This is a genomic window from Pseudomonas sp. LBUM1647 (genome assembly GCF_059716175.1).
This window is the reverse complement of the sequence record NZ_CP166809.1, coordinates 1,735,562-1,756,262: the sequence shown is the minus strand read 5'-3', so window position 1 is coordinate 1,756,262 and position 20,701 is coordinate 1,735,562. Positions and strand designations below refer to the sequence as shown.

The window sequence follows — 20,701 nt, the reverse complement described above, 5'->3', positions numbered from 1 at the left end:
TCAGCCGGGTCAGTTTCTGAGTACCCGCCGTTTTTGGCGCGGTATCGATTGACCCTCCCCAACGGAAAAACCGGTAAGGACTTTATGTGCGGATTAGCTGGCGAGTTACGTTTTGATCATCAACCTGCAGACCTTGCAGCCATTGAGCGAATCACCCATCACCTGGCCCCTCGCGGCCCTGACGCATGGGGCTTTCATAGCCAGGGGCCGATTGCCCTGGGCCATCGTCGCCTGAAAATCATGGACCTGTCGGACGGCTCGGCGCAGCCGATGGTCGACAACCAATTGGGCTTGTCCCTGGCCTTCAACGGCGCGATCTACAACTTTCCCGAACTGCGCACCGAGCTTGAAAGCCTTGGTTACGCGTTCTATTCCGGTGGTGACACCGAAGTGCTGCTCAAGGGCTATCACGCCTGGGGCGAAGCGCTGCTGCCCAAGCTCAATGGCATGTTCGCCTTCGCCATTTGGGAGCGCGATGCCCAACGTCTGTTCATCGCCCGCGACCGTCTCGGCGTGAAGCCGCTGTACCTGTCGCGCACCGGTCAGCGCCTGCGCTTTGCCTCGACGCTGCCAGCGCTGCTCAAGGGCGGCGACATCAACCCGATCCTCGATCCGGTGGCGCTCAATCATTATCTGAATTTCCACGCCGTGGTCCCTGCCCCGCGCACCTTGCTGGCCGGCATCGAAAAACTGCCACCGGCGACCTGGATGCGCATCGAAGCGGACGGCACCACCGAACAGAAAACCTGGTGGACCCTGCCCTACGGCCCACACGCCGACGAGATGAATCTGACACTCGAAGACTGGCGTGACCGTGTGCTCGACAGCACCCGCGACGCGGTGGCGATCCGTCAACGTGCGGCGGTCGATGTCGGTGTTCTGCTTTCGGGCGGTGTGGATTCGAGCCTGCTGGTCGGTCTGTTGCGTGAAGTCGGTGTTGAAAACCTGTCGACCTTCTCCATCGGTTTCCAGGATGCCGGCGGCGAGCGCGGCGACGAGTTCCAGTATTCGGACCTGATCGCCAAACACTACGGGACCCAGCATCACCAATTGCGCATCGACGAAAAAGAGATCATCGAGCAACTGCCTGCGGCGTTCCGCGCCATGAGCGAGCCGATGGTCAGCCATGACTGCATTGCTTTCTATCTGCTGTCCCGTGAAGTGGCCAAGCATTGCAAGGTGGTGCAAAGCGGCCAGGGCGCCGACGAGTTGTTCGCCGGTTATCACTGGTACCCACAAGTCGACGGTGCCGATGATCCGTACGCGGCCTATCGCGATGCGTTTTTCGACCGCAGTTACGACGACTACGCCGCCACCGTGCAGCCGAAATGGCTGACAGCGAATGACGCCGCTGGCGACTTCGTGAAGGAACATTTCGCACAGCCAGGTGCCGATGCAGCGGTGGACAAAGCCCTGCGTCTGGACAGCACGATCATGCTGGTGGACGACCCGGTCAAACGCGTCGACAACATGACCATGGCCTGGGGCCTGGAAGCGCGTACGCCGTTTCTCGACTATCGCCTGGTGGAATTGTCGGCCCGCGTGCCGGGCAAATTCAAACTGCCGGATGGCGGCAAGCAAGTCTTGAAAGAAGCCGCGCGACTGGTCATTCCGAGTGAAGTGATCGATCGCAAGAAAGGTTACTTCCCGGTGCCGGGCCTGAAGCATTTGCAGGGGGATACGCTGAACTGGGTGCGCGAACTGCTGCTCGATCCGAGTCAGGATCGCGGACTGTTCAAGCCAGAGATGCTCGACCGCCTGCTGACCGATCCGCAAGGCCAGTTGACCCCATTGCGCGGCTCCAAGCTGTGGCAATTGGCGGCGCTGAACCTGTGGCTCAGTGAACAAGGAATCTGATCGATGAAACCCCACGCCACGGCCTACAGCCAACGCTTGTTGCGCGGTCAGGCGCCCTCTTACGAACGCTTGCAGGCACGCCTGGCCGAAGACGGCAGTGAATTGGGCGCCGCACCGATTGCCGTGCACTGCGGCTGGGGCCGGTTGCTGATCGGCCATACCTTCCCGGATGCGGCGAGCCTGGCCCAAGAGCTGCTCAACGAGCACACCGGTGAACGCGACATCGCCCTGTACGTGGCTGCGCCTCAGCAAGTGCTGGGGTTGGAGCCGGCCCAGTTGTTTCTCGACCCGTCCGACACCTTGCGCCTGTGGTTCAGCGACTACCGCCAGTCCACTCGGGTGTTTCGCGGTTTTCGCATCCGCAGGGCCCAGAGTGATGCGGACTGGCAGGCGATCAATCAGCTGTATCAGTTGCGCGGCATGCTGCCGATCGACGCCAACTTGCTGACCCCACGCCATCAGGGTGGCCCCGTCTATTGGCTGGCCGAAGATGAGGACAGCGGCGCGATCATCGGTAGCGTCATGGGCCTCAATCACCACAAGGCCTTCAACGATCCAGAGAACGGCAGCAGCCTGTGGTGCCTGGCGGTCGATCCGCAATGTTCGCGACCGGGCGTCGGTGAAGTGCTGGTGCGGCATTTGATCGAGCACTTCATGAGCCGTGGGCTGAGTTACCTGGACCTGTCCGTGCTGCACGACAACCGGCAGGCGAAAAGTCTTTACGCCAAGCTGGGGTTTCGCAACCTGTCGACCTTCGCCATCAAGCGCAAAAACTGCATCAATCAGCCACTGTTTCTCGGCCCGGGTCCCGAAGCCGAGTTCAATCCTTATGCACGGATCATCGTTGAGGAAGCTCACCGCCGAGGCATCGAAGTGCAAGTCGATGACGCCGATGCCGGCCTGTTCACCTTGATCCATGGCGGTCGTCGCGTACGTTGCCGTGAATCCCTCAGCGATCTGACAAGCGCCATCAGCATGACGTTGTGCCAGGACAAAAGCCTGACGCACAAAGTGCTCAAGACCGCCGGTTTGAACTTGCCGTCGCAGCAACTGGCCGGCAATGCCGATGACAATCTGGCGTTTCTCGATGAGCACGAACGGGTGGTGGTCAAACCGCTGGATGGCGAACAGGGCCAAGGCGTCGCGGTGGATTTACGGAGCATCGAAGAGGTCCAGCAAGCCATCGAATCCGCTCGCCAGTTCGACAGTCGCGTGCTGCTGGAGAGTTTCCACGAAGGTCTCGACTTGCGGATTCTGGTGATCGGTTTTGAGGTGGTCGCCGCGGCCATTCGCCGACCGGCAGAAGTGGTGGGCGATGGTCAGCATTCCATCGGTGCGCTGATCGAAGCGCAGAGCCGGCGTCGTCAAGCTGCTACCAGCGGTGAAAGCAAGATCCCGCTGGATCATGAGACCGAGCGCACATTGAATACTGCCGGTTACGACTACAGCAGCATTCTGCCGGCCGGTGAGCATCTGTTCGTACGGCGTACGGCGAATCTTCATACCGGCGGGATTCTTGAGGATGTGACGGCGATCCTGCACCCGACGTTGGTGGATGCAGCAGTGCGAGCGGCGCGGGCGCTGGACATTCCGATGGTCGGGCTCGACCTGATGGTGCCTGCTGCCGATCAGCCGGAGTATGTGTTTATCGAAGCCAATGAGCGCGCAGGGTTGGCCAACCATGAGCCGCAGCCGACGGCTGAGCGGTTTGTGGATTTGTTGTTTCCGCATAGTCAGCCGGCGGTTTCTTAGTGATGTAGTGCCTGGACTGGCGCCTTCGCGAGCAGGCTCGCTCCCACATTTGACCGCACTCCACTGTGGGAGCGAGCCTGCTCGCGAAGGCGTCAGGTCAGGCACCAAATTTTCCCCCTCATCGGAACCATCGATGGCCTCAACTCATCAGGAGTTTCCATGACCAGCAACATTCCAGAACCGGATCTGAACTACCTGCAAAAAGTCCTGCTGGAAATGCTCGCCATTCCCAGCCCGACCGGGTTCACCGACACCATCGTGCGTTACGTCGCCGAGCGGCTTGAAGAACTGGGCATTCCCTTTGAAATGACCCGCCGCGGAACCATCCGCGCCACCCTCAAGGGCAAGAAAAACAGCCCCGACCGCGCGGTCTCCGCCCACCTCGACACCATCGGCGCGGCGGTTCGCGCGATCAAGGACAACGGTCGTCTGACCCTGGCGCCTGTCGGCTGCTGGTCCAGCCGTTTTGCCGAGGGCAGCCGGGTCAGCCTGTTTACCGACAACGGCGTAATCCGTGGCAGCGTGCTGCCGCTGATGGCTTCCGGGCATGCGTTCAATACCGCCGTGGATGAAATGCCGATCAGTTGGGATCACATCGAGCTGCGCCTGGACGCCTATTGCGCCACACGTGCCGATTGCGACTCGCTGGGCATCAGCGTCGGTGATTTCGTCGCCTTCGACCCTTTGCCTGAGTTCACCGAAAGCGGCCACATCAGCGCCCGACATCTCGACGACAAGGCCGGCGTTGCCGCATTGCTGGCGGCATTGAAAGCGATCGTCGACAGCGGCGAAGAGCTGATGATCGACTGTCATCCGCTGTTCACCATCACCGAGGAAACCGGTAGTGGCGCCGCGGCGGCGTTACCGTGGGACGTCAGCGAATTCGTCGGCATCGACATTGCCCCGGTCGCGCCGGGCCAGCATTCCAGCGAACATGCCGTGAGCGTGGCAATGCAGGACTCCGGCGGACCTTATGACTATCACCTGTCGCGGCATCTGCTGCGCCTGGCCAGTGACAACGAGTTACCGGTTCGTCGCGACCTGTTCCGCTACTACTTCAGCGATGCTCATTCGGCGGTCACCGCCGGGCACGACATTCGCACCGCCCTGCTCGCCTTCGGCTGCGACGCCACTCACGGCTACGAACGCACCCACATCGACAGCCTCGCTGCGCTCAGTCGGTTGCTCGGCGCCTACATTCTGAGTCCGCCGGTGTTTGCCAGCGATGCACAACCTGCCAAAGGGTCGCTGGACCGGTTCAGTCATCAGATCGAACATGACACACAGATGGAAAGCGATACGCGGGTGCCGTCGGTGGATAGCCTCGTAGGGCAGCGGTCGGAGAGCTAAAGCGAACGCAAAATCGTAGGAGCTGCCGCAGGCTGCGATCTTTTGATCTTCTGGCGTCAGTTGCATCGCTGAAAATCAAAAGATCAAAAGATCAAAAGATCGCAGCCTGCGGCAGCTCCTACTGGTCCTGTGCGTTGAACCGCCGTAGCATCGCGCCATTGTTTAGCCGAGGTGCCTATGCTGATCCCCCACGACCAACTTGAAGTCGACACCCTCACCCGCCTGATCGAGGATTTCGTGACCCGTGACGGTACGGACAATGGCGATGACACGCCGCTGGAAACCCGTGTTCTGCGTGTTCGCCAGGCATTGACCAAGGGCCAGGCGCTGATTGTCTTCGACCCGGAAAGCGAGCAATGCCAGTTGATGCTCAAACACGATGTGCCCAAGCACCTGTTCGACTGAGACCTCAGCGTCCTTTGTTTTTCGCCCGTTTGAGCTGGATGCGGTCGTAGACCTCGGCCCGGTGCACGTTGACGTTCTGCGGCGCTTCGACACCGAAGCGCACACTGCCTCCATTGACGGCAAGAATGCGCACGGAAATGTTGTCACCGATGGAAATCAACTCGCCCACAACGCGACTGAGTACAAGCATGGCATTCGTCCTTCAGGGTTATCGAACCCTGAAGATGCCCTGCACTGAGTGGGGCTTCAATGCGACGGCAGCAAATCAGTCCCGCCCTACAGCGCACTCCGAACAGCTCCTATGGAAACGTCCTACAAACCCATTGAATGAAAGACCGATCCTTCAGGAAGCGGAGAAGCGCGGGCCGAAAAGGATGACGCTGGCCCCGATCACACATAGCGCCACGCCGAGCCAGTCCGAGCCCAGTGGACGAATCCGCTCGACCACCGCCAGCCAGCCGATCGACGCGATGATGTAGATGCCACCGTAAGCGGCATAGGCGCGACCGGCGTAGGTCGCTTCGATGCGGGTCAGCAACAGCGCGAACAAGGTCAGACTGAGCAGAGCCGGTACGACCCACCAGGCGCTTTTACCCTGGCGCAGCCACATCCAGAAGGCGAAACAGCCGGCGATTTCAAACAGCGCGGCGAGGAAAAACCACAGGTAATTGAGCATGCAAAAGTCTCGCGAGGATGGCCGATGGCGGCCACCCTAACGATGGTTTTGTGTAAGGGGCAAGCTCAACCTGCGGTTTGTTTGGTCTTGGCGCGCATTTTGTCGGCCATGACGGTCATTTCGTCGTAGAGCAGTTGCGGGTTTTTCTGCTTGAGCGCCCAGGCCATGCGGCCCTGTTCGTGGGGCAGGATCATGAATTCGCCGGCGGCGACGTGCTGATAGATGTAATCGGCAATGTCGGCTGCGGTGATCGGCGAGCTTTCCAGCAACTTGCCGACCTGGGCCTTCATGGCCGGCGTCGGGCCACGGAACGAGTCCAGCAGGTTGGTCTGGAAGAACGATGGGCACACCACATGTACGCCGATTTCCTGCTGCGCCAGTTCGACCAGCAGGCTTTCGGACAACGCCACCACGCCAGCCTTGGCCACGTTGTAGTTGCTCATGGCCGGGCCTTGCATCAGGGCGGCCATCGACGCGATGTTGATGATCTTGCCTTTGCTTTTTTCCAGCAGCGGCAGGAAGGCCTTGCAGCCCTTGACCACGCCCATCAGGTTGATCGCGATCTGCCAGTCCCAGTCTTCCAGGGACAGTTCACAGAAGAACCCGCCCGAGGCAACGCCGGCGTTGTTGACGATGACATCGATACCACCGAGTTTCTCGTCGCAGGCTTGGGCGAAAGCGGTCAGCTGGCTGTAATCGCGCACGTCGCAACGCTGGATAAAACCGTCGCCGCCGGCGTCGCGAACCAATTTCAGGGTTTCCTGCAGACCGGGTTCGCTGACATCCGACAAGGCCAGCTGCCAGCCTTCACGCGCCCAGCGCAGCGCGATTTCGCGACCCAAGCCCGAGCCCGCGCCAGTGATCATCATGCGATTTTGCATAGCAAACAGCCTTGTTGTTCCGGGGAAGATGCATCGAGTGTAGCGAAGGACAATGCCCGACCCACGCTCCATCAGATTGCTGAATGGCCCGAGCAAACCGTGGCAGCGCCTGAACCAACTAGACTCATTAAAAACGAAATAAGCCTTTCTTCGAAAAACATTAAAAAAACTTGGAATTTTCTATCGTGTGCGACAGTCGGATTTTGTAAGCAGCCTGGTTTTTTAGCATCCCGGTTGACAGTTAAAGGGCAGGTAATTCCAGAACACTTCCAACAAGGAAATAGACATGGGCACAATTCTTATCGTTATTCTGATCCTCCTGCTGGTAGGTGGTTTACCGGTCTTCCCGCACTCCAGAAGCTGGGGTTATGGCCCGTCGGGTATCATCGGCGTGGTGTTGGTGGTGCTGTTGATCCTGCTGTTGCTCGGCAAGATTTAAAGGTTTAACAGGCAAAAAAAAGAGGCCCTTTTCAAGGGCCTCTTTTTTATTGCATCAAGACTTAGTCCGGCTTGCCGTCAACCACACCGGCGGTGTTGTCGATCAGGCTCTTGGTCGCCGTTTGCAGGAACGCTTCGAGCTTGAGTTTCAGCTCAGCGGTACGCGGTGCATCCGGAACGATCTCGGCGTGAGGTATCGCGCCCAGTTCGTACTGGTACATCTTCGGCGCCATTTCCTTTTCCTTCGGCAGCACCAGAATCTGATCAGCCGTGATGATGGCGGTGGTCTGCTCGCTTCCCGACGGCTTGATCACGCCGAAACCAGTGTCGCCTTCAGGCAGGTTGAGCAAATCGCGGCCCCAGCACTGATGACGCACTTCGCCACCAATACGGCCCATGATGGTCGGCACGATGTCGATCTGCGTGCCCACGGTATGGTCTCGCTCGCCGAACTTTTCCTGGATGCCCGGTGCGATCATCAGCATCGGCACGTTGAAGCGGCCCAGGTCCATTTCGGTGATCTGACGCTCGTTGCCAAAACCGTGGTCGCCGACGATCACAAACAGGGTTTCCTTGAAATACGGCTCCTTGCGGGCCTTTTCAAAGAACTGGCCCAGCGCCCAGTCCGCATAGCGCATAGCGGTCAAATGCTCGTTCAGGCTACCGCGATCGGTCACGCGCTCAACAGGCAATGGTGTCGGCAAGGCGTATGGCGTGTGGTTGGACAGGGTTTGCAGCAACGCATAGAACGGCTTGCCGTTTTCCCGCGCCTTGAGCTCTACCAGACCACGGTCGAACATGTCCTGGTCGGACACGCCCCAGGTCGGATCGGAGAACACCGGGTTCACGAAGTCGTTACGACCAATGAAGTTGGTCATGCCCTGGTTGCTGAAGAAACCCGACTGGTTATCCCAGGCGAAGTCGCCGTTGTAGACGTACACGTCGTCATAGTCACGGGCACTGAGCAATTGCGGCAGGCCGGACAATTTGTGGCTGCCTTCCGGCGTCTGCATCAGGTATTCGAAACCTGGCAGGTTCGGGAAGCAGGCCATGGTGGCGAACATACCCTGGTGGGTATGGGTGCCGTTGGAGAAGAAGCGGTCGAACAGCAGACCTTCCTTCGACAATTTGTCGAGGTACGGCGTGATGTTGCCCGGTGCACCCAAGGCGCCCACCGAGTGACCGGCCATGCTTTCCATCAGGATCACGACGACGTTCTTGATCGGCAGGGTCTTGTCGGCCGGCGGCGTGTAGTCGCGACGCACGGCTGCGGTTCCGGCATCCACCAGTTTGTCGTCCGCCATCACCAGCATGTCACGCACGACTTTCTGCGCTTCAGGCTGTGGCAGGGTGGCCTTCCAGATGTTGTCGCGATCTTCGGACATCCGGTTTTTGGCCGCTTCGACCAGCGACAGGGTGCCGTTGAGGCCCAACTGGTTGGCGAAGTTCGAGTCGGTGGTGTAGACGTCACCCCAACGCATCGGCGGGCCTTGACGCAGCGTGCCACGAGCAGCGACCACGCAGACCAGCAGGCAAACCACGAACACCGCGATGCGCGAATACCACGGGGCGATCTGGCGGGTGCCAATGCTGCCGCCGCTGAACGGGCCGCGAGGACGGGTAGCGCGGTCGGCACCCTTGAACGCCAGGGTCAGGATCAAGGTGCCCACGGCCCAGGCCAGCAGGTAGCGAACCACCGGAAAACCGTACCAGAGCATGCTCATCACGGTTTTCGGGTCTTCCTTTACATATTGGAAGACCAGGCCGTTGAGGCGCTGGTGGAACTCGCGGTAGAAGTCCATCTCCATCAGGCCGAGGAACAGGGCGATGCTCGAGGCAATGGTCAGCCAGAACCGGAAGAATCCGCGTGCGGCCATCGCCCGGGCGCTGAACAGCGCCAGCAGCAATGGAATGCTGAGGTAGACCACCAGGCGCAGGTCGAAACGCAGACCGTTGGCGAACGCTTCGAGAAAGGTCGAAGCCGGGGTGTCGAGGATCATCTCGCGGTTGTAAACCAGCAGCGCAACGCGCAGCAGGCTGAACATGACCATCATGACCAGGGCACACAGCAGCGTGTAGGCCAGATGCGATTTGACGGTCGGTTGCAGCAGGCGACTAGAAGCTCGCTGCTGACTCAGGGCGTCCGGGTTTGCCATGTCGTTTTAGGACCCATTGGAAGTTGAAGTTTCAAAAATACAGCTGCGCCTTGCCCTCTGTTGGCCAGTACTCGGCCCCGGGGCTTGCGCGGTGCGCAAATGTTGCACGATCACCCGCGGCATTGCCATTGATTACTGTCCGGCATGTTTGGCGCGGGCGAATTGTCTTGGAGGCTTTGTGAAAATTTCGTGCAACGTATATTCGGAAACAAAATAAAGTCCCCCTGCTTCTGATGCCGGTTAGTTCGGGGGCATATCCGTTTCTGCGGTAACGGCGACTGGCGGTTTCGCTTTTACAGCGAGTCACTTGGAAAAGCCCCAAGTAACCAAGGGCTCCTGCCCCGCCATTCGGTGCCTCGCCTAGGCTCGGCATGCCCTCACTCCGGCGTTGCTCCGGGAAAGGGGCGGCAGATCTGAAGCAACAGCAACAGCAACAGCAACGGCAAGATCAAAGATCGCAGCCTCGCTTCGCTCGACAGCTCCTACAGGGGAACGCATGCGCTTGAGCCCAGGCCGGCCGGGTAGGCCGCCTCGCTTTTGCTTTTGCGGTGTACGCCCCCTCGAGAGGCCGAGTGGAGGTTCTGCGCAGTGGGCAACCCGGCATGGATGCCGGGTTAGCCGCCCCCGGCCATGGATGGCCGATGGCGGCGGGCCCACGGAGCAGGACCGGAGCGAGGGCATGCCGAGCCTGGGCGAGGCACCGAACGAACGGGGCAAAAGCCTTTGGTTACTTTGGGCTTTTCAAAGTGACCCGCTGTAAGAGCGGAACCCTAAGCGGCCGTGACCGCAGAAACGGATATGCCCCCGATCAAATAAACCGCCCTACCAAACAGAAAACGCCCCGAACCAGTCGAGGCGTTTTATCAAAAGAGCGAATCGATTACTTCTCAGCGCGTTCTTTCAGGGCTTTCAAAGTATTAAACGGCGCATCCACCACAAACTTGTTGGCCACCATCGACGGTATGCTACCGCCCGGCTCGGTGTGCACCTGATAGGTCACTTCAATCTGATCGCCCTTGGGCACAAACTTCCAGAAACCATCAACCTTGGTCACCCGTACAAAGCCTTTTTCTTCAGGAAGGTATTTCGGCACGCCTTCAAGTTTGCGAGTCAGACTGCCATCGGCGCCTTCGGTGGTGGTGACATGCAACACCGAATCACGCGCGGTAACGGGCCAAGGCGTATTGAACTGAGTGTAGGTCCAGCTCTGATCGCCCTCGTGCTTAAGCAATTTTTGGGTTTTGCATTCGTGAATCCAGACGCAAGCGCCTGGCACGTCTTCCTGCAACGCCCGCAGTTTGGCCATGGTGGTCTTCATCAGGGTGACGCCCTGGTAAGCCTTGTAATCGGAGCCAGCCACTTCACTCAAGGAAACCTTGATGCCGTCTTCATTCTTGGCAACTTTCCAGTCTTCTGCCTGAGCAGCCGTGGAAGCCAGCAAAACCGTCAAACCACACAGCACAGCCATACGTTGCAGCGAACCCATAGTCTTATTCCTTATTGTTGAAGATCCGTTCGTTGAACACATCACGCCGCCGTCATTTCCTCCCACCAACCCAGCAATTTGATTGCTTCGTCATCGCTGCTGCCACAGACCTCGACGTTGGCCTCAAACGCCGAACAAACGGCCGGCCGTTCCGGTTTACCGAAAATACTGCACAGGTTTTCGGCAGAGAGTTGTATGCAGCGTTCGCCAGCGGCTTTGCCATTGGGCATACCGGGAATCGGTGAACTGATGGAAGGGGCAATGCAACAGGCGCCACAGCCTTCACGGCATTTCATGACGACGAGCTCCTCGACGGGCGATGTGTTAAAGGACGTGGCACAGGGTAACCGCTAAAACGCTTGTTTAAAATTGCCTGGCCCCGGGTTTTTTCGCTTAAACGAGCGTGACTGACCAGTCTCCGACAAAGCGTCTGGCCAGCGGGTCACGGACGGGAAGAAATTATCGTTTGAACTCGAATTCCAGGGCTGCGCCTTCGACTTCATGGCGCTCTTCATTGCGCAGTTGCAACTGCATTTCGTTGCTGATCAGCCTCCCGTTGAGCTGAAACGGACCAGCCTTGTCACCAAACATTTGCGGCAATACTGCATCGTGCCGTGGCAACGGTACCGTGCCGATCGGTTTCAGCTCCTCGGCCATGTCTTGGGGCAGGCTCAAGTCCAGGTCGGCCGAAGGAAGCTTGGTTTTCACGATCTCACTGGCGGATTTGGACTTGGAGACAATCGGCGGTCGCTTTTTCACCTTGGCCGCTTTCTTTTTGACCGGCGCGGCTTTCTTGACCGGTGCTGGTTTTTTCGAAGTGGCGCTGGTTGCCGGTTTTTCTTGAACGGAAGCCGCTAATACACCTTCGGCCTGGAAGGTCATCAGCAGGCAGATCGATAGCCAGACGGCGGGAAAAATCGGCTTCATGGACCCAACGGTACAAACGGCAGGAGCCATATGCTCGCCTGTTGCACGCGACATGACAAGCTCGGGCAGGAATATCCTGCCCGCCCCCTCAAAAGCCGCCGACCATCTCCTGACAGAGCTGGGTGGCGAGCATGCCCAGGGTCATCAATGCACGTTCGGCTTCACGATTCCAGGGTGTGCCGCAGTTCAGCCGAATGCAGTGGTTGAACTGCTCGGTGTTACTGAAAATCAGCCCCGGCGCGATGCTGATGCCCTGCTGCAACGCACGAACGTGCAGCTCCTGCGTGTTGACCCGCCCCGGCAGGCTGACCCACAGAATGAAGCCGCCGGTCGGCCGGGTCATCTGCGTGCCTTCCGGGAAGTATTGCTGCACCGCCAGCTGGAAAGCGCTGAGGTTCTTGCGGTACTCCTGACGGATGTAGCGCAAATGCCGGTCGTAGCCGCCGTTCTCCAGGTACGCCGCAATGCCCATTTGCGTGACGCTGCAGGCCGAATGGGTACTGAAGGTCTGCAAACGCTGGATTTCCTGCTGGTACTTGCCGGCAATCATCCAGCCAATCCGCACGCCCGGCGACAGGGTTTTGGAGAAGCTTGAGCAATAGATCACCCGATCCAGCCGATCGTAGGCTTTAAGTGATTTGGTGCGACCCTGCTCGAACATCAGTTCGCCGTAGATATCGTCTTCGACAATCTGGATATCGAAATCCGAGGCCAGCCGCAGCAGTTGCTTCTGCCGCTCTTCGGGCATGGTGCCGCCCAATGGATTGCTCAGACGCGTGGTCAGCACCAGCGCCTTGATCGACCACTGGTTGGCCGCCAGCTGCAGGGCTTCGAGGCTCATACCGGTGGCCGGATCGCTCGGAATCTCGATAACCTTGAGACCCAGCAGGTCAGCCAGTTGCAGCAAACCGTAGTAGGTCGGCGACTCGGCGGCGATCAGGTCGCCCGGGCGTGTCAGCACGCGCAGGGACATCTGCAACGCATCAACGCAGCCGTGGGTAATCACCACTTCCGACGGATCGACCACCACGCCGGCATCGCGCATGCGGATCGCCACTTGTCGGCGCAACGGTTCGAAACCCGGGCTGAACATGTAGCTGAACGCCCGCGGGCTATGGAAACGGGTAACTTTGGCCAGTTGCTGATGCAGCGCCCGCACCGGAAGATAATCAACGCTCGGTACCGCCGCGCCCAAGGGAAACACACCCTCGCGGCGGGATTCGACCAGAACTTGTTGGATGATGCTGCTGCGAGTGACCAGACCTGGACGCTCGACCCGGGCGATGTCCGGTGTCGGCGCGGTCAGGGCCGGGGTCTGGTGCACGTAGTAACCGGACTGCGGCCGGGCGCGGATCAGCCCCTGATCCTCGAGGTTGGCGTAAGCCTGCAACACCGTCGCATGGCTGACGTTGAGCTGCGAGCTCATCTTGCGCACAGAAGGCACGCGCTCCCCCGGTTGATAGACGCCACGGCGGATGTCTTCGGCCAGTTGTTGAGCAATACGTTGGTAGAGCAAGAGATTGGTCATGACGCAGCACTCGATTTCACGGGCATTTTATTCTTGTGTGAAACAATACCGGAACAGTTTAGAAGTGTACGGGGACAGTTGCCACAATAGTCGACCGTACAGTGCAGTGTCAGCAAAAACTGTACTGTTTTGTGAGTGGATTAGCAGGCGTAAAAAAACCCGGCGCTGACGGGCAGACCGGGTTGTAGGAGCTGCGTAGGAGCTGTCGAGTGAAACGAGGCTGCGATCTTTCCACGTCCACTTGAGTTTCAAGCGAAAGATCAAAAGATCGCAGGCTCCGCCAGTTCCTACCGGGCAGCGCCTAGCTGGCCTTTTTCGTCAGAGAACACAATTTCTACCCGACGATTCTGTGCACGTCCCCGTTCGGAGGCGTTCACGTCGACCGGATATTCATCACCGTAGCCTTCGACCTGAATACGTTTATCGTCGATGCCCAAATCCATCAGCACGTCCGCCACCGATTGCGCACGGTCACGGGACAGCTTGAGGTTTTCCTGCTTGCCGCCGGTACTGTCGGCGTAACCTTCGATGCGCACCACGCGCTTGGGGTTGAGCTGCAGGAACTGCACGATCTTCAACACCACGCGGTTCGCCGAGTTTTTCAACTCCGCTTCGCCCGTGTCGAACAGCACGTCGCCCAAGGTCATCACCAGGCCGCGGTCGGTCTGGGTGGTCGCCAGCGCGACAATCTGTTCTTCGAGCCACTTGCCCTGCTGCTGCACGCTGAGCAGTTTGGATTCGCGCAGGGCCAGTTGCAGGCGCTGACGCTCCAGTTCGAGCTTCGCCGCACGTTCTTCGTTGAGCACCTGATTGGTGTGTTCGCGCGCGATTTCGCTATAGCGCTCACTCAAGTAAGCGTAATGCAGCACGTCCGATCCACTGCCCCAATAGCTGGACAGACGATCGGCGCGGGCCAGCGACTCACCGGCGCGAATCACGTCCTTGGGCGCAATTCGCAGCACGTTGGAATCTTCCTTGACCTTCTGAAAGTCAGTACTGGCCTGCTGCAATGCGGCCTCGCTGTGCTGACCGGCACAACCATAGAGGCTGGCGCAGCCTGCCAGGATCAAACCGCCCAGGGCTTTGGTCTTGAGGCTCATTGGGCATCTCCCAGTTGCTTGCGCAGGCGAGTGATGCGGGTATTAAGCACGTTCAACTGCTCCTCGCTCTTGAGGGTCAGAACCCGGGCTTCGGCCAGACGCGCATCCAGCTCGGCCTGCTCGGCCCGCATGCGCGCGTTCTTGAAGGATTGGTCGTTCATGCTGCCCTTGGCGCGGTTGAACTTGTCTTCGGCCAGTTTCATTTCCGGCACGTCGGCGGCGGTGGCGCCCACGGCCTTGGCCTGTTCGAGTGCCTGCTCGGTCAGGCGCATTTGTTCATTCGGCGCCGGGTCGGCTGCACAACCCGCCAGAGCCAGAACGGCCAGGGCAGCGAAAAGAGGTCGAATACTCACTAAAAATCCCTACTGTTTTGGGGTACTGACAGGTTGTTGCTGCGGTTGTGAGAGCTGCGCCTTCCAGCGCTCGATATTGCGTTGCAGCACGGCTTCCGTCAGTCCGGACGCGGGCAATTCTGTCATCTTTTTGGCCAGCTGTCCGCGCAACCACGGATCGTTGCAGGCGGAGTTGTGGGAAACCGCGAGGAACAGGCCGGGTTTGTCGATCGGTTGTGGACGGACGATCAGGTCATTGGCCAAGTTAAGTGTCTGCGCGGCCGCCATGCCCGAGTAGCGTCCGGCAAGGACAAATTCCACCTCGCCCAGCAGCAATTTCTGAAAGGCCTGGGTCAGGTTAGGCGTACGTGCGAGCGTCAATTGCTGCTCGGCGAACACGCCAAATTCTGGGGTCATACGAGACTTTTCCGACAATGCGCCGGGATGACCGTGAAGGTCCTGTGCTTCGTTGTAGACCAGCGTCGAGTCTTTGCGGGTCCAGACCAGGTAATCGTTCTCCAGTAACGGAGGATGAATGTAATCCAGGGATTCCAGTTCACTGACCGTCAATGACGCATCCGCCAGCATGTCCATTCGCCCACTGCGCACTTCGTCCAGAGCCTGAGAGCGTTTGCCGGCGTAAAGCAGTTCGACCTTGATCCCCAACTCCCCCGCCACTTGCTGCAACAGGTCAGCACTGGCGCCAATCAGGTGCTTGGGGTTTTTCGGGTCTTGCCACAGGTACGGCGGCGCGTCCGGGCTGCCGGTCACCACCAGGCGTTCGCACTTGCCCGCGGCGACGGACAGCGCCGGCAATACCGTCAGCCCCAGCAGCAATGACCAGCCGTAAACGCGGCGCAGATCCATGGCGACACTCTCCCACTCAAATCCGGAACAAAAAAAAGCCCGACCAAAAGGTCGGGCTCTTTATAAGTCAGGCCGCTGGATTAGACCAGCTTCTCGAACTCAGGGATTGCTTCGAACAGGTCTGCCACCAGGCCGTAATCGGCCACCTGGAAGATCGGCGCTTCTTCGTCCTTGTTGATCGCAACGATCACTTTGGAGTCTTTCATGCCGGCCAGGTGCTGGATCGCGCCGGAGATACCGACGGCGATGTACAGCTGTGGAGCAACGATCTTGCCGGTCTGACCGACCTGCATATCGTTGGGTACGAAACCTGCGTCGACCGCGGCGCGGGAAGCACCGACGGCAGCGCCCAGCTTGTCAGCCAGGGCGTACAGGTGTTTGAAGTTGTCGCCGTTCTGCATGCCGCGGCCGCCGGAAACGACGATCTTGGCAGCGGTCAGTTCCGGACGATCGGACTTGGCCAGTTCTTCGCCGACGAAGCTGGAAATACCAGCATCGTGAGCAGCTGCAACGGCTTCAACAGCCGCCGAACCACCTTCAGCAGCGACCGGGTCGAAACCGGTAGCACGCACGGTGATGACTTTGACCGCAGCGTTCGACTGAACGGTTGCGATGGCGTTACCGGCGTAGATCGGGCGCTTGAAGGTATCAGCGCTTTCGACCGAGATGATCTCGGAGATCTGGTCAACGTCCAGCTGAGCGGCAACGCGCGGCAGGATGTTTTTGCCGTTGGAAGTCGCGGCAGCCAGGATGTGGCTGTAGCCCTTGCCCAACTCGGCCACCAGCGGCGCAACGTTTTCCGGCAGTTGGTGAGTGTAGGCGGCGTTATCGGCCACCAGCACTTTAGCCACGCCAGCGATTTTCGCAGCGGCTTCAGCCACGGCGCCAGCGCCCTGACCTGCAACCAGAACGTGGATGTCACCACCGATTTTAACGGCGGCAGCCACGGTGTTCAGCGTGGCCGGGGCCAGCACTTTGTTGTCGTGTTCAGCAATAACCAAGATAGTCATTTAGATTACCTTCGCTTCGTTTTTCAGTTTCTCGACCAGTTCAGCCACCGACTTGACCTTGATACCCGCGCTGCGTGCAGCTGGCGCTTCGACTTTCACGGTCTTGTTGGTGGAGGCGGTGGAAACGCCCAAAGCGTCCGGAGTCAGCACTTCAAGAGGCTTCTTCTTGGCTTTCATGATGTTTGGCAGGGACGCGTAGCGCGGCTCGTTCAAACGCAGGTCGGTGGTGACGATAGCCGGCAGTTTCAGGGAAACCGTCTGCGCGCCGCCGTCGACTTCGCGAGTCACGGCAACCGTGTCGCCGCTGATTTCGACTTTGGAGGCGAACGTACCCTGACCGTAGCCGCTCAATGCCGCGAGCATCTGACCAGTCTGGTTGTTGTCGCTGTCGATGGCTTGTTTGCCAAGGATCACCAGCTGAGGCTGTTCCTTGTCGACAACAGCCTTGAGCAGCTTGGCAACGGCGAGCGACGTCAGGTCTTCAGCGGATTCGACGAGGATGGCGCGGTCGGCACCCAGAGCTAGCGCGGTGCGCAGTTGCTCTTGAGCGGTGGACGGGCCGATGGAGACGACGACGATTTCAGTCGCAACACCTTTCTCTTTCAGGCGTACGGCTTCTTCCACTGCGATTTCGCAGAACGGGTTCATCGACATCTTGACGTTGGCGAGGTCGACGCCGGAATTGTCCGCCTTGACGCGAACCTTGACGTTGTAATCCACAACGCGTTTGACAGCTACAAGAACCTTCATGGATTCCTCGTTACTCTCCGGTGAAAAGAAAGTCGCCTAGGCGAACCTGGCGGTTTGATGCTCATCGGCGCAAGGGCACCTCTAAAAACGCTGGCAAAGGTGTCAAGTGACAAGCGCTCACGATGAAGATGACCGTTCGTCAGTGGTGACTGACGAGTCATTCATTATCGCGGCGTGTAAACTGCACGCCAGAACCTGCGCTACGCATCACCTTGTACTGCCATCGCCCTGTCTTTAGAGGTGCTCTTGATACCAACAGTCAGCCTACGGCGAGCGCAAAACCGACCGTATCTTGACCGGAACGCCTATTCCGGTCAATACGGCAAAATGGCCAGTCATAAGCCGCGTGACTTTGATTTCTCTGGCTTTGAGCCGATTCAAACAAACGTTTGTATTGGACGCTAGGAGTGGTGTAGATATAATGCGCCACCTTAGAGAGAAAGGTGGCTCATCGATTGTCCTCTTCCTGCATTGCGCAGGGATTCATGGATGCGACACCAAACCTCCAATTAGAAAAAAAACTGTTGAGCCTTGAGTAGGAGATAACCTGTGGAACGCGAATACATGGAATTCGACGTGGTCATCGTCGGTGCCGGCCCCGCTGGTCTTTCCGCCGCCTGCCGCTTGAAGCAGAAGGCCGCTGAAGCCGGTAAGGAAATCAGCGTCTGCGTGGTCGAAAAAGGCTCCGAAGTCGGTGCTCACATCCTGTCCGGCGCCGTGTTCGAACCACGCGCCCTGAACGAATTGTTCCCGGACTGGAAAGAACTCGGCGCCCCGCTGAATACGCCAGTCACCCGCGATGACATCTTCGTTCTCAAGAACGCTGACAGCGCGCAGAAAATTCCTGACCTCTTTGTGCCCAAGACCATGCACAACGAAGGCAACTACATCATCTCCCTGGGCAACCTGTGCCGCTGGCTGGCCCAGCAGGCCGAGAACCTGGGCGTGGAAATCTACCCCGGCTTCGCCGCTCAGGAGGCGCTGTTCGACGAGAACGGCGTGGTTCGCGGGATTATCACCGGTGATCTGGGCGTTGACCGCGAAGGCCATCCGAAAGAAGGCCTGTACACCCCGGGCATGGAACTGCGTGGCAAGTACACGTTGTTCGCCGAAGGTTGCCGCGGCCATATCGGCAAGCAACTGATCAAGCGCTTCAACCTCGACAGCGATGCCGACGCCCAGCACTACGGCATCGGCCTGAAAGAAATCTGGGAAATCGACCCGGCCAAGCATCAGCCAGGCCTGGTAGTCCACACCGCCGGTTGGCCGCTGGACATCATGGGCACCGAGAACACCGGTGGCTCCTTCCTCTATCACCTGGAAAACAACCAGGTCGTAGTCGGTCTGATCGTCGACCTGTCCTACAGCAACACTTACCTGTCGCCGTTCGACGAGTTCCAGCGCCTCAAGCATCACCCGGTGCTCAAGCAGTACCTGGAAGGCGGCAAGCGCATCAGCTATGGCGCTCGCGCCATCAGCAAAGGCGGCCTGAACTCACTGCCGAAAATGGTCTTCAAGGGCGGCGCTCTGATCGGTTGCGACCTCGGCACCCTGAACTTCGCCAAGATCAAAGGCAGCCACACCGCGATGAAGTCCGGCATGCTCGCCGCTGAATCGGTGGCCGAAGCGCTGTTCGCTGAAAAGGACGGCACCGAAGAACTGACCACCTACGTCGACGCGTTCAAGAAGAGCTGGCTCTACGACGAACTGTTCGCCAGCCGCAACTTCGGCCCGGCGATCCACAAGTTCGGCGCCATCGTCGGCGGCGGTTTCAACTGGCTCGACCAGAACATCTTCGGCGGCAAGCTGCCGTTCACCTTGCACGACACCAAGCCGGATTACGCTTGCCTCAAGCTTGCGGCCGACTGCAAGAAGATCGACTACCCGAAACCGGACGGCAAGATCAGCTTCGACAAACTCAGCTCGGTGTTCATCTCGGGTACTAACCACGAAGAAGAGCAGCCGTGCCACCTGAAGCTGACCGACCCGAGCATCCCGATCGCCAAGAACCTGCCGCTCTACGATGAGCCTGCCCAGCGTTACTGCCCGGCCGGCGTGTACGAAGTGGTGACCAAGGAAGACGGCGAGAAGCGCTTCCAGATCAACGCCCAGAACTGCGTTCACTGCAAGACCTGCGACATCAAGGACCCTGCACAGAACATTACCTGGGTGGCGCCGGAAGGCTCTGGCGGCCCGACTTACCCGAACATGTAAGTCGAACGGCTGAACATCAAGGCTCCCGAACGGGGGCCTTTTTGTTGCCTGTCAGGCAGCGCGTTCGTCGCCAGGGCTACGCTCGAAGTAGCGCTTGTACTCGCGACTGAACTGCGACGTACTTTGATACCCGACCCGATGCGCCACCTGCGCCACGCCCAAACCTTCGGCCACCAGCAACGTCTGCGCCTTGAGCAAGCGCAAGCGCTTCAAGTACTGCACTGGCGACAGCAGCGTGCTGCGTTTGAAATGTTCATGAAAGGTCGACGCACTCATGTTCGCGCAACTGGCCAGCGTCTCGACATTCAAGGGCTCGGTGTAATGCGCATGCAAATGGCTGAGCGATGCCGCGATCCGGGCGAATTGCCCCTGTTGCTCGACCAGCGCCCGCAACACATCGGCTTGCGGCCCACGCAAGGCGACGAACAACAACTCGCGCAATCGCGCCTGCCCCATAACTTGGCATTCCAGCGGATCGTGCAGGCAACGCAACAGCCGTTCAACACAACCACGCATCGCATCGTCGAGCACCGCCGAGGTCATGGACTCTGGCGTTTGCGCCGCAATACTACGCCCCGGCGCCAGCCCCATGGCCAAGACCAACTCACCGAGCAACACCCGGTCAATGGCGATGGAAACGCCCAACATCGGGCCATCGGGTGCTGAAAACGTCTCGCATTCGAACGGCACCGGCAATGCCTGTATCAAATAATGCCCGGCGCCGTACTCCAGCGTACGCGGCCCCAGATACGCCAACTTGCTGCCCTGGGCGATGATGACCAGACTCGGCTCGTAAATCTGCGGGCCGCGAGCCACATCACAACTGGCCCGCAAAACCTGCACACCCGGCAACGCCGTGGGCGCGAAACCGTCGCGATTAGTCAAAGGCTGAATCAGCGAAACCAGCGTGGCATTGGCATCCAGATGACGGGTCAACAACATGAGGGCTCTTCACAAAAAAGTCGCGGAAAT

At 59.1% G+C, this 20,701-nt stretch carries 20 protein-coding genes; 6 read left to right on the top strand and 14 right to left on the bottom strand.

Annotation, left to right across the window (positions count from 1 at the left end; genetic code table 11):
* The first annotated feature begins 84 nt into the window (after positions 1–84).
* The 4 genes from ACA059_RS07970 (at position 85) to ACA059_RS07955 (ending at position 5,364) form a co-directional block, all read left to right on the top strand.
* Positions 85–1,857, top strand: coding sequence for an N-acetylglutaminylglutamine amidotransferase (locus tag ACA059_RS07970; RefSeq protein WP_497633337.1), 1,773 nt, complete (start codon positions 85–87; stop codon positions 1,855–1,857).
* 3 nt (positions 1,858–1,860) lie between these two features.
* Positions 1,861–3,609 (top strand): N-acetylglutaminylglutamine synthetase, encoded by a 1,749-nt coding sequence (gene ngg, locus ACA059_RS07965; protein WP_497633336.1) that lies wholly within the window; start codon positions 1,861–1,863, stop codon positions 3,607–3,609.
* A 159-nt stretch (positions 3,610–3,768) separates the two neighbouring features.
* Positions 3,769–4,959 carry an osmoprotectant NAGGN system M42 family peptidase gene (locus tag ACA059_RS07960; RefSeq protein WP_497633335.1) on the top strand — a complete coding sequence of 397 codons (1,191 nt, stop codon included), beginning with the start codon at positions 3,769–3,771 and terminating at the stop codon, positions 4,957–4,959.
* 177 nt (positions 4,960–5,136) lie between these two features.
* On the top strand, positions 5,137–5,364 hold the full coding sequence (locus ACA059_RS07955) for a YheU family protein (protein ID WP_003199186.1): 228 nt from the start codon (positions 5,137–5,139) through the stop codon (positions 5,362–5,364).
* A 4-nt stretch (positions 5,365–5,368) separates the two neighbouring features.
* Here the strand turns inward: ACA059_RS07955 and csrA are convergent, their stop codons facing one another.
* The 3 genes from csrA to ACA059_RS07940 form a co-directional block, all read right to left on the bottom strand.
* Positions 5,369–5,554 (bottom strand): carbon storage regulator CsrA, encoded by a 186-nt coding sequence (gene csrA / locus ACA059_RS07950; protein WP_348123277.1) that lies wholly within the window; start codon positions 5,552–5,554, stop codon positions 5,369–5,371.
* A gap of 153 nt (positions 5,555–5,707) precedes the next feature.
* Positions 5,708–6,040, bottom strand: a complete 333-nt coding sequence (locus ACA059_RS07945) for a YnfA family protein (RefSeq protein WP_074878904.1) — start codon at positions 6,038–6,040, stop codon at positions 5,708–5,710.
* A 65-nt stretch (positions 6,041–6,105) separates the two neighbouring features.
* Positions 6,106–6,921, bottom strand: a complete 816-nt coding sequence (locus ACA059_RS07940; RefSeq protein ID WP_497633334.1) for an SDR family oxidoreductase — start codon at positions 6,919–6,921, stop codon at positions 6,106–6,108.
* Between the two features lie 280 nt (positions 6,922–7,201).
* On the opposite strand from ACA059_RS07940, the gene ACA059_RS07935 reads away from it, so the two are divergent.
* Positions 7,202–7,360, top strand: a complete 159-nt coding sequence (locus ACA059_RS07935) for a DUF3309 family protein (RefSeq protein ID WP_169858239.1) — start codon at positions 7,202–7,204, stop codon at positions 7,358–7,360.
* Positions 7,361–7,421: 61 nt separating this feature from the next.
* Here ACA059_RS07935 and ACA059_RS07930 read toward each other — a convergent pair whose 3' ends face one another.
* The 10 genes from ACA059_RS07930 to ACA059_RS07885 all read right to left on the bottom strand — a co-directional run bounded on the left by ACA059_RS07930 (position 7,422) and on the right by ACA059_RS07885 (position 17,515).
* The gene (locus ACA059_RS07930; protein ID WP_497633333.1) at positions 7,422–9,515 is read right to left on the bottom strand and encodes an LTA synthase family protein; all 2,094 of its coding nucleotides are present in this window, start codon (positions 9,513–9,515) and stop codon (positions 7,422–7,424) included.
* An 880-nt stretch (positions 9,516–10,395) separates the two neighbouring features.
* A complete protein-coding gene (locus tag ACA059_RS07925) occupies positions 10,396–11,001 on the bottom strand; it encodes an START domain-containing protein (RefSeq protein ID WP_497633332.1) in 606 nt (201 codons plus the stop codon).
* A 41-nt stretch (positions 11,002–11,042) separates the two neighbouring features.
* Positions 11,043–11,297, bottom strand: a complete 255-nt coding sequence (locus ACA059_RS07920; protein WP_497633331.1) for a YkgJ family cysteine cluster protein — start codon at positions 11,295–11,297, stop codon at positions 11,043–11,045.
* A gap of 163 nt (positions 11,298–11,460) precedes the next feature.
* Complete coding sequence (locus ACA059_RS07915; RefSeq protein ID WP_497633330.1) at positions 11,461–11,928, bottom strand: translation initiation factor 2; 468 nt, start codon at positions 11,926–11,928, stop codon at positions 11,461–11,463.
* A gap of 88 nt (positions 11,929–12,016) precedes the next feature.
* Complete coding sequence (locus tag ACA059_RS07910; protein WP_008146981.1) at positions 12,017–13,456, bottom strand: aminotransferase-like domain-containing protein; 1,440 nt, start codon at positions 13,454–13,456, stop codon at positions 12,017–12,019.
* Positions 13,457–13,743: 287 nt separating this feature from the next.
* Complete coding sequence (locus ACA059_RS07905; RefSeq protein WP_123364827.1) at positions 13,744–14,556, bottom strand: OmpA family protein; 813 nt, start codon at positions 14,554–14,556, stop codon at positions 13,744–13,746.
* Positions 14,553–14,909: a DUF4398 domain-containing protein gene (locus ACA059_RS07900; RefSeq protein ID WP_008147008.1), complete on the bottom strand. Its 357-nt coding sequence runs from the start codon at positions 14,907–14,909 to the stop codon at positions 14,553–14,555. The genes ACA059_RS07905 and ACA059_RS07900 overlap by 4 nt, the downstream gene beginning before the upstream one ends.
* Before the next feature lie 9 nt (positions 14,910–14,918).
* Entirely contained in the window at positions 14,919–15,755 is an 837-nt protein-coding gene (locus ACA059_RS07895) for a substrate-binding periplasmic protein (RefSeq protein WP_497633329.1), read from the bottom strand.
* Between the two features lie 80 nt (positions 15,756–15,835).
* Positions 15,836–16,765: an electron transfer flavoprotein subunit alpha/FixB family protein gene (locus ACA059_RS07890; RefSeq protein WP_123364825.1), complete on the bottom strand. Its 930-nt coding sequence runs from the start codon at positions 16,763–16,765 to the stop codon at positions 15,836–15,838.
* Positions 16,766–17,515, bottom strand: coding sequence for an electron transfer flavoprotein subunit beta/FixA family protein (locus tag ACA059_RS07885; protein WP_056745417.1), 750 nt, complete (start codon positions 17,513–17,515; stop codon positions 16,766–16,768). It abuts the gene before it with no gap.
* Positions 17,516–18,064: 549 nt separating this feature from the next.
* Here ACA059_RS07885 and ACA059_RS07880 point away from each other — a divergent pair.
* Positions 18,065–19,729 (top strand): electron transfer flavoprotein-ubiquinone oxidoreductase, encoded by a 1,665-nt coding sequence (locus ACA059_RS07880; RefSeq protein ID WP_497633328.1) that lies wholly within the window; start codon positions 18,065–18,067, stop codon positions 19,727–19,729.
* 51 nt (positions 19,730–19,780) lie between these two features.
* On the opposite strand, the gene ACA059_RS07875 is transcribed toward ACA059_RS07880, so the two are convergent.
* Entirely contained in the window at positions 19,781–20,671 is an 891-nt protein-coding gene (locus ACA059_RS07875; RefSeq protein ID WP_497633327.1) for an AraC family transcriptional regulator, read from the bottom strand.
* Positions 20,672–20,701: the final 30 nt, after the last annotated feature.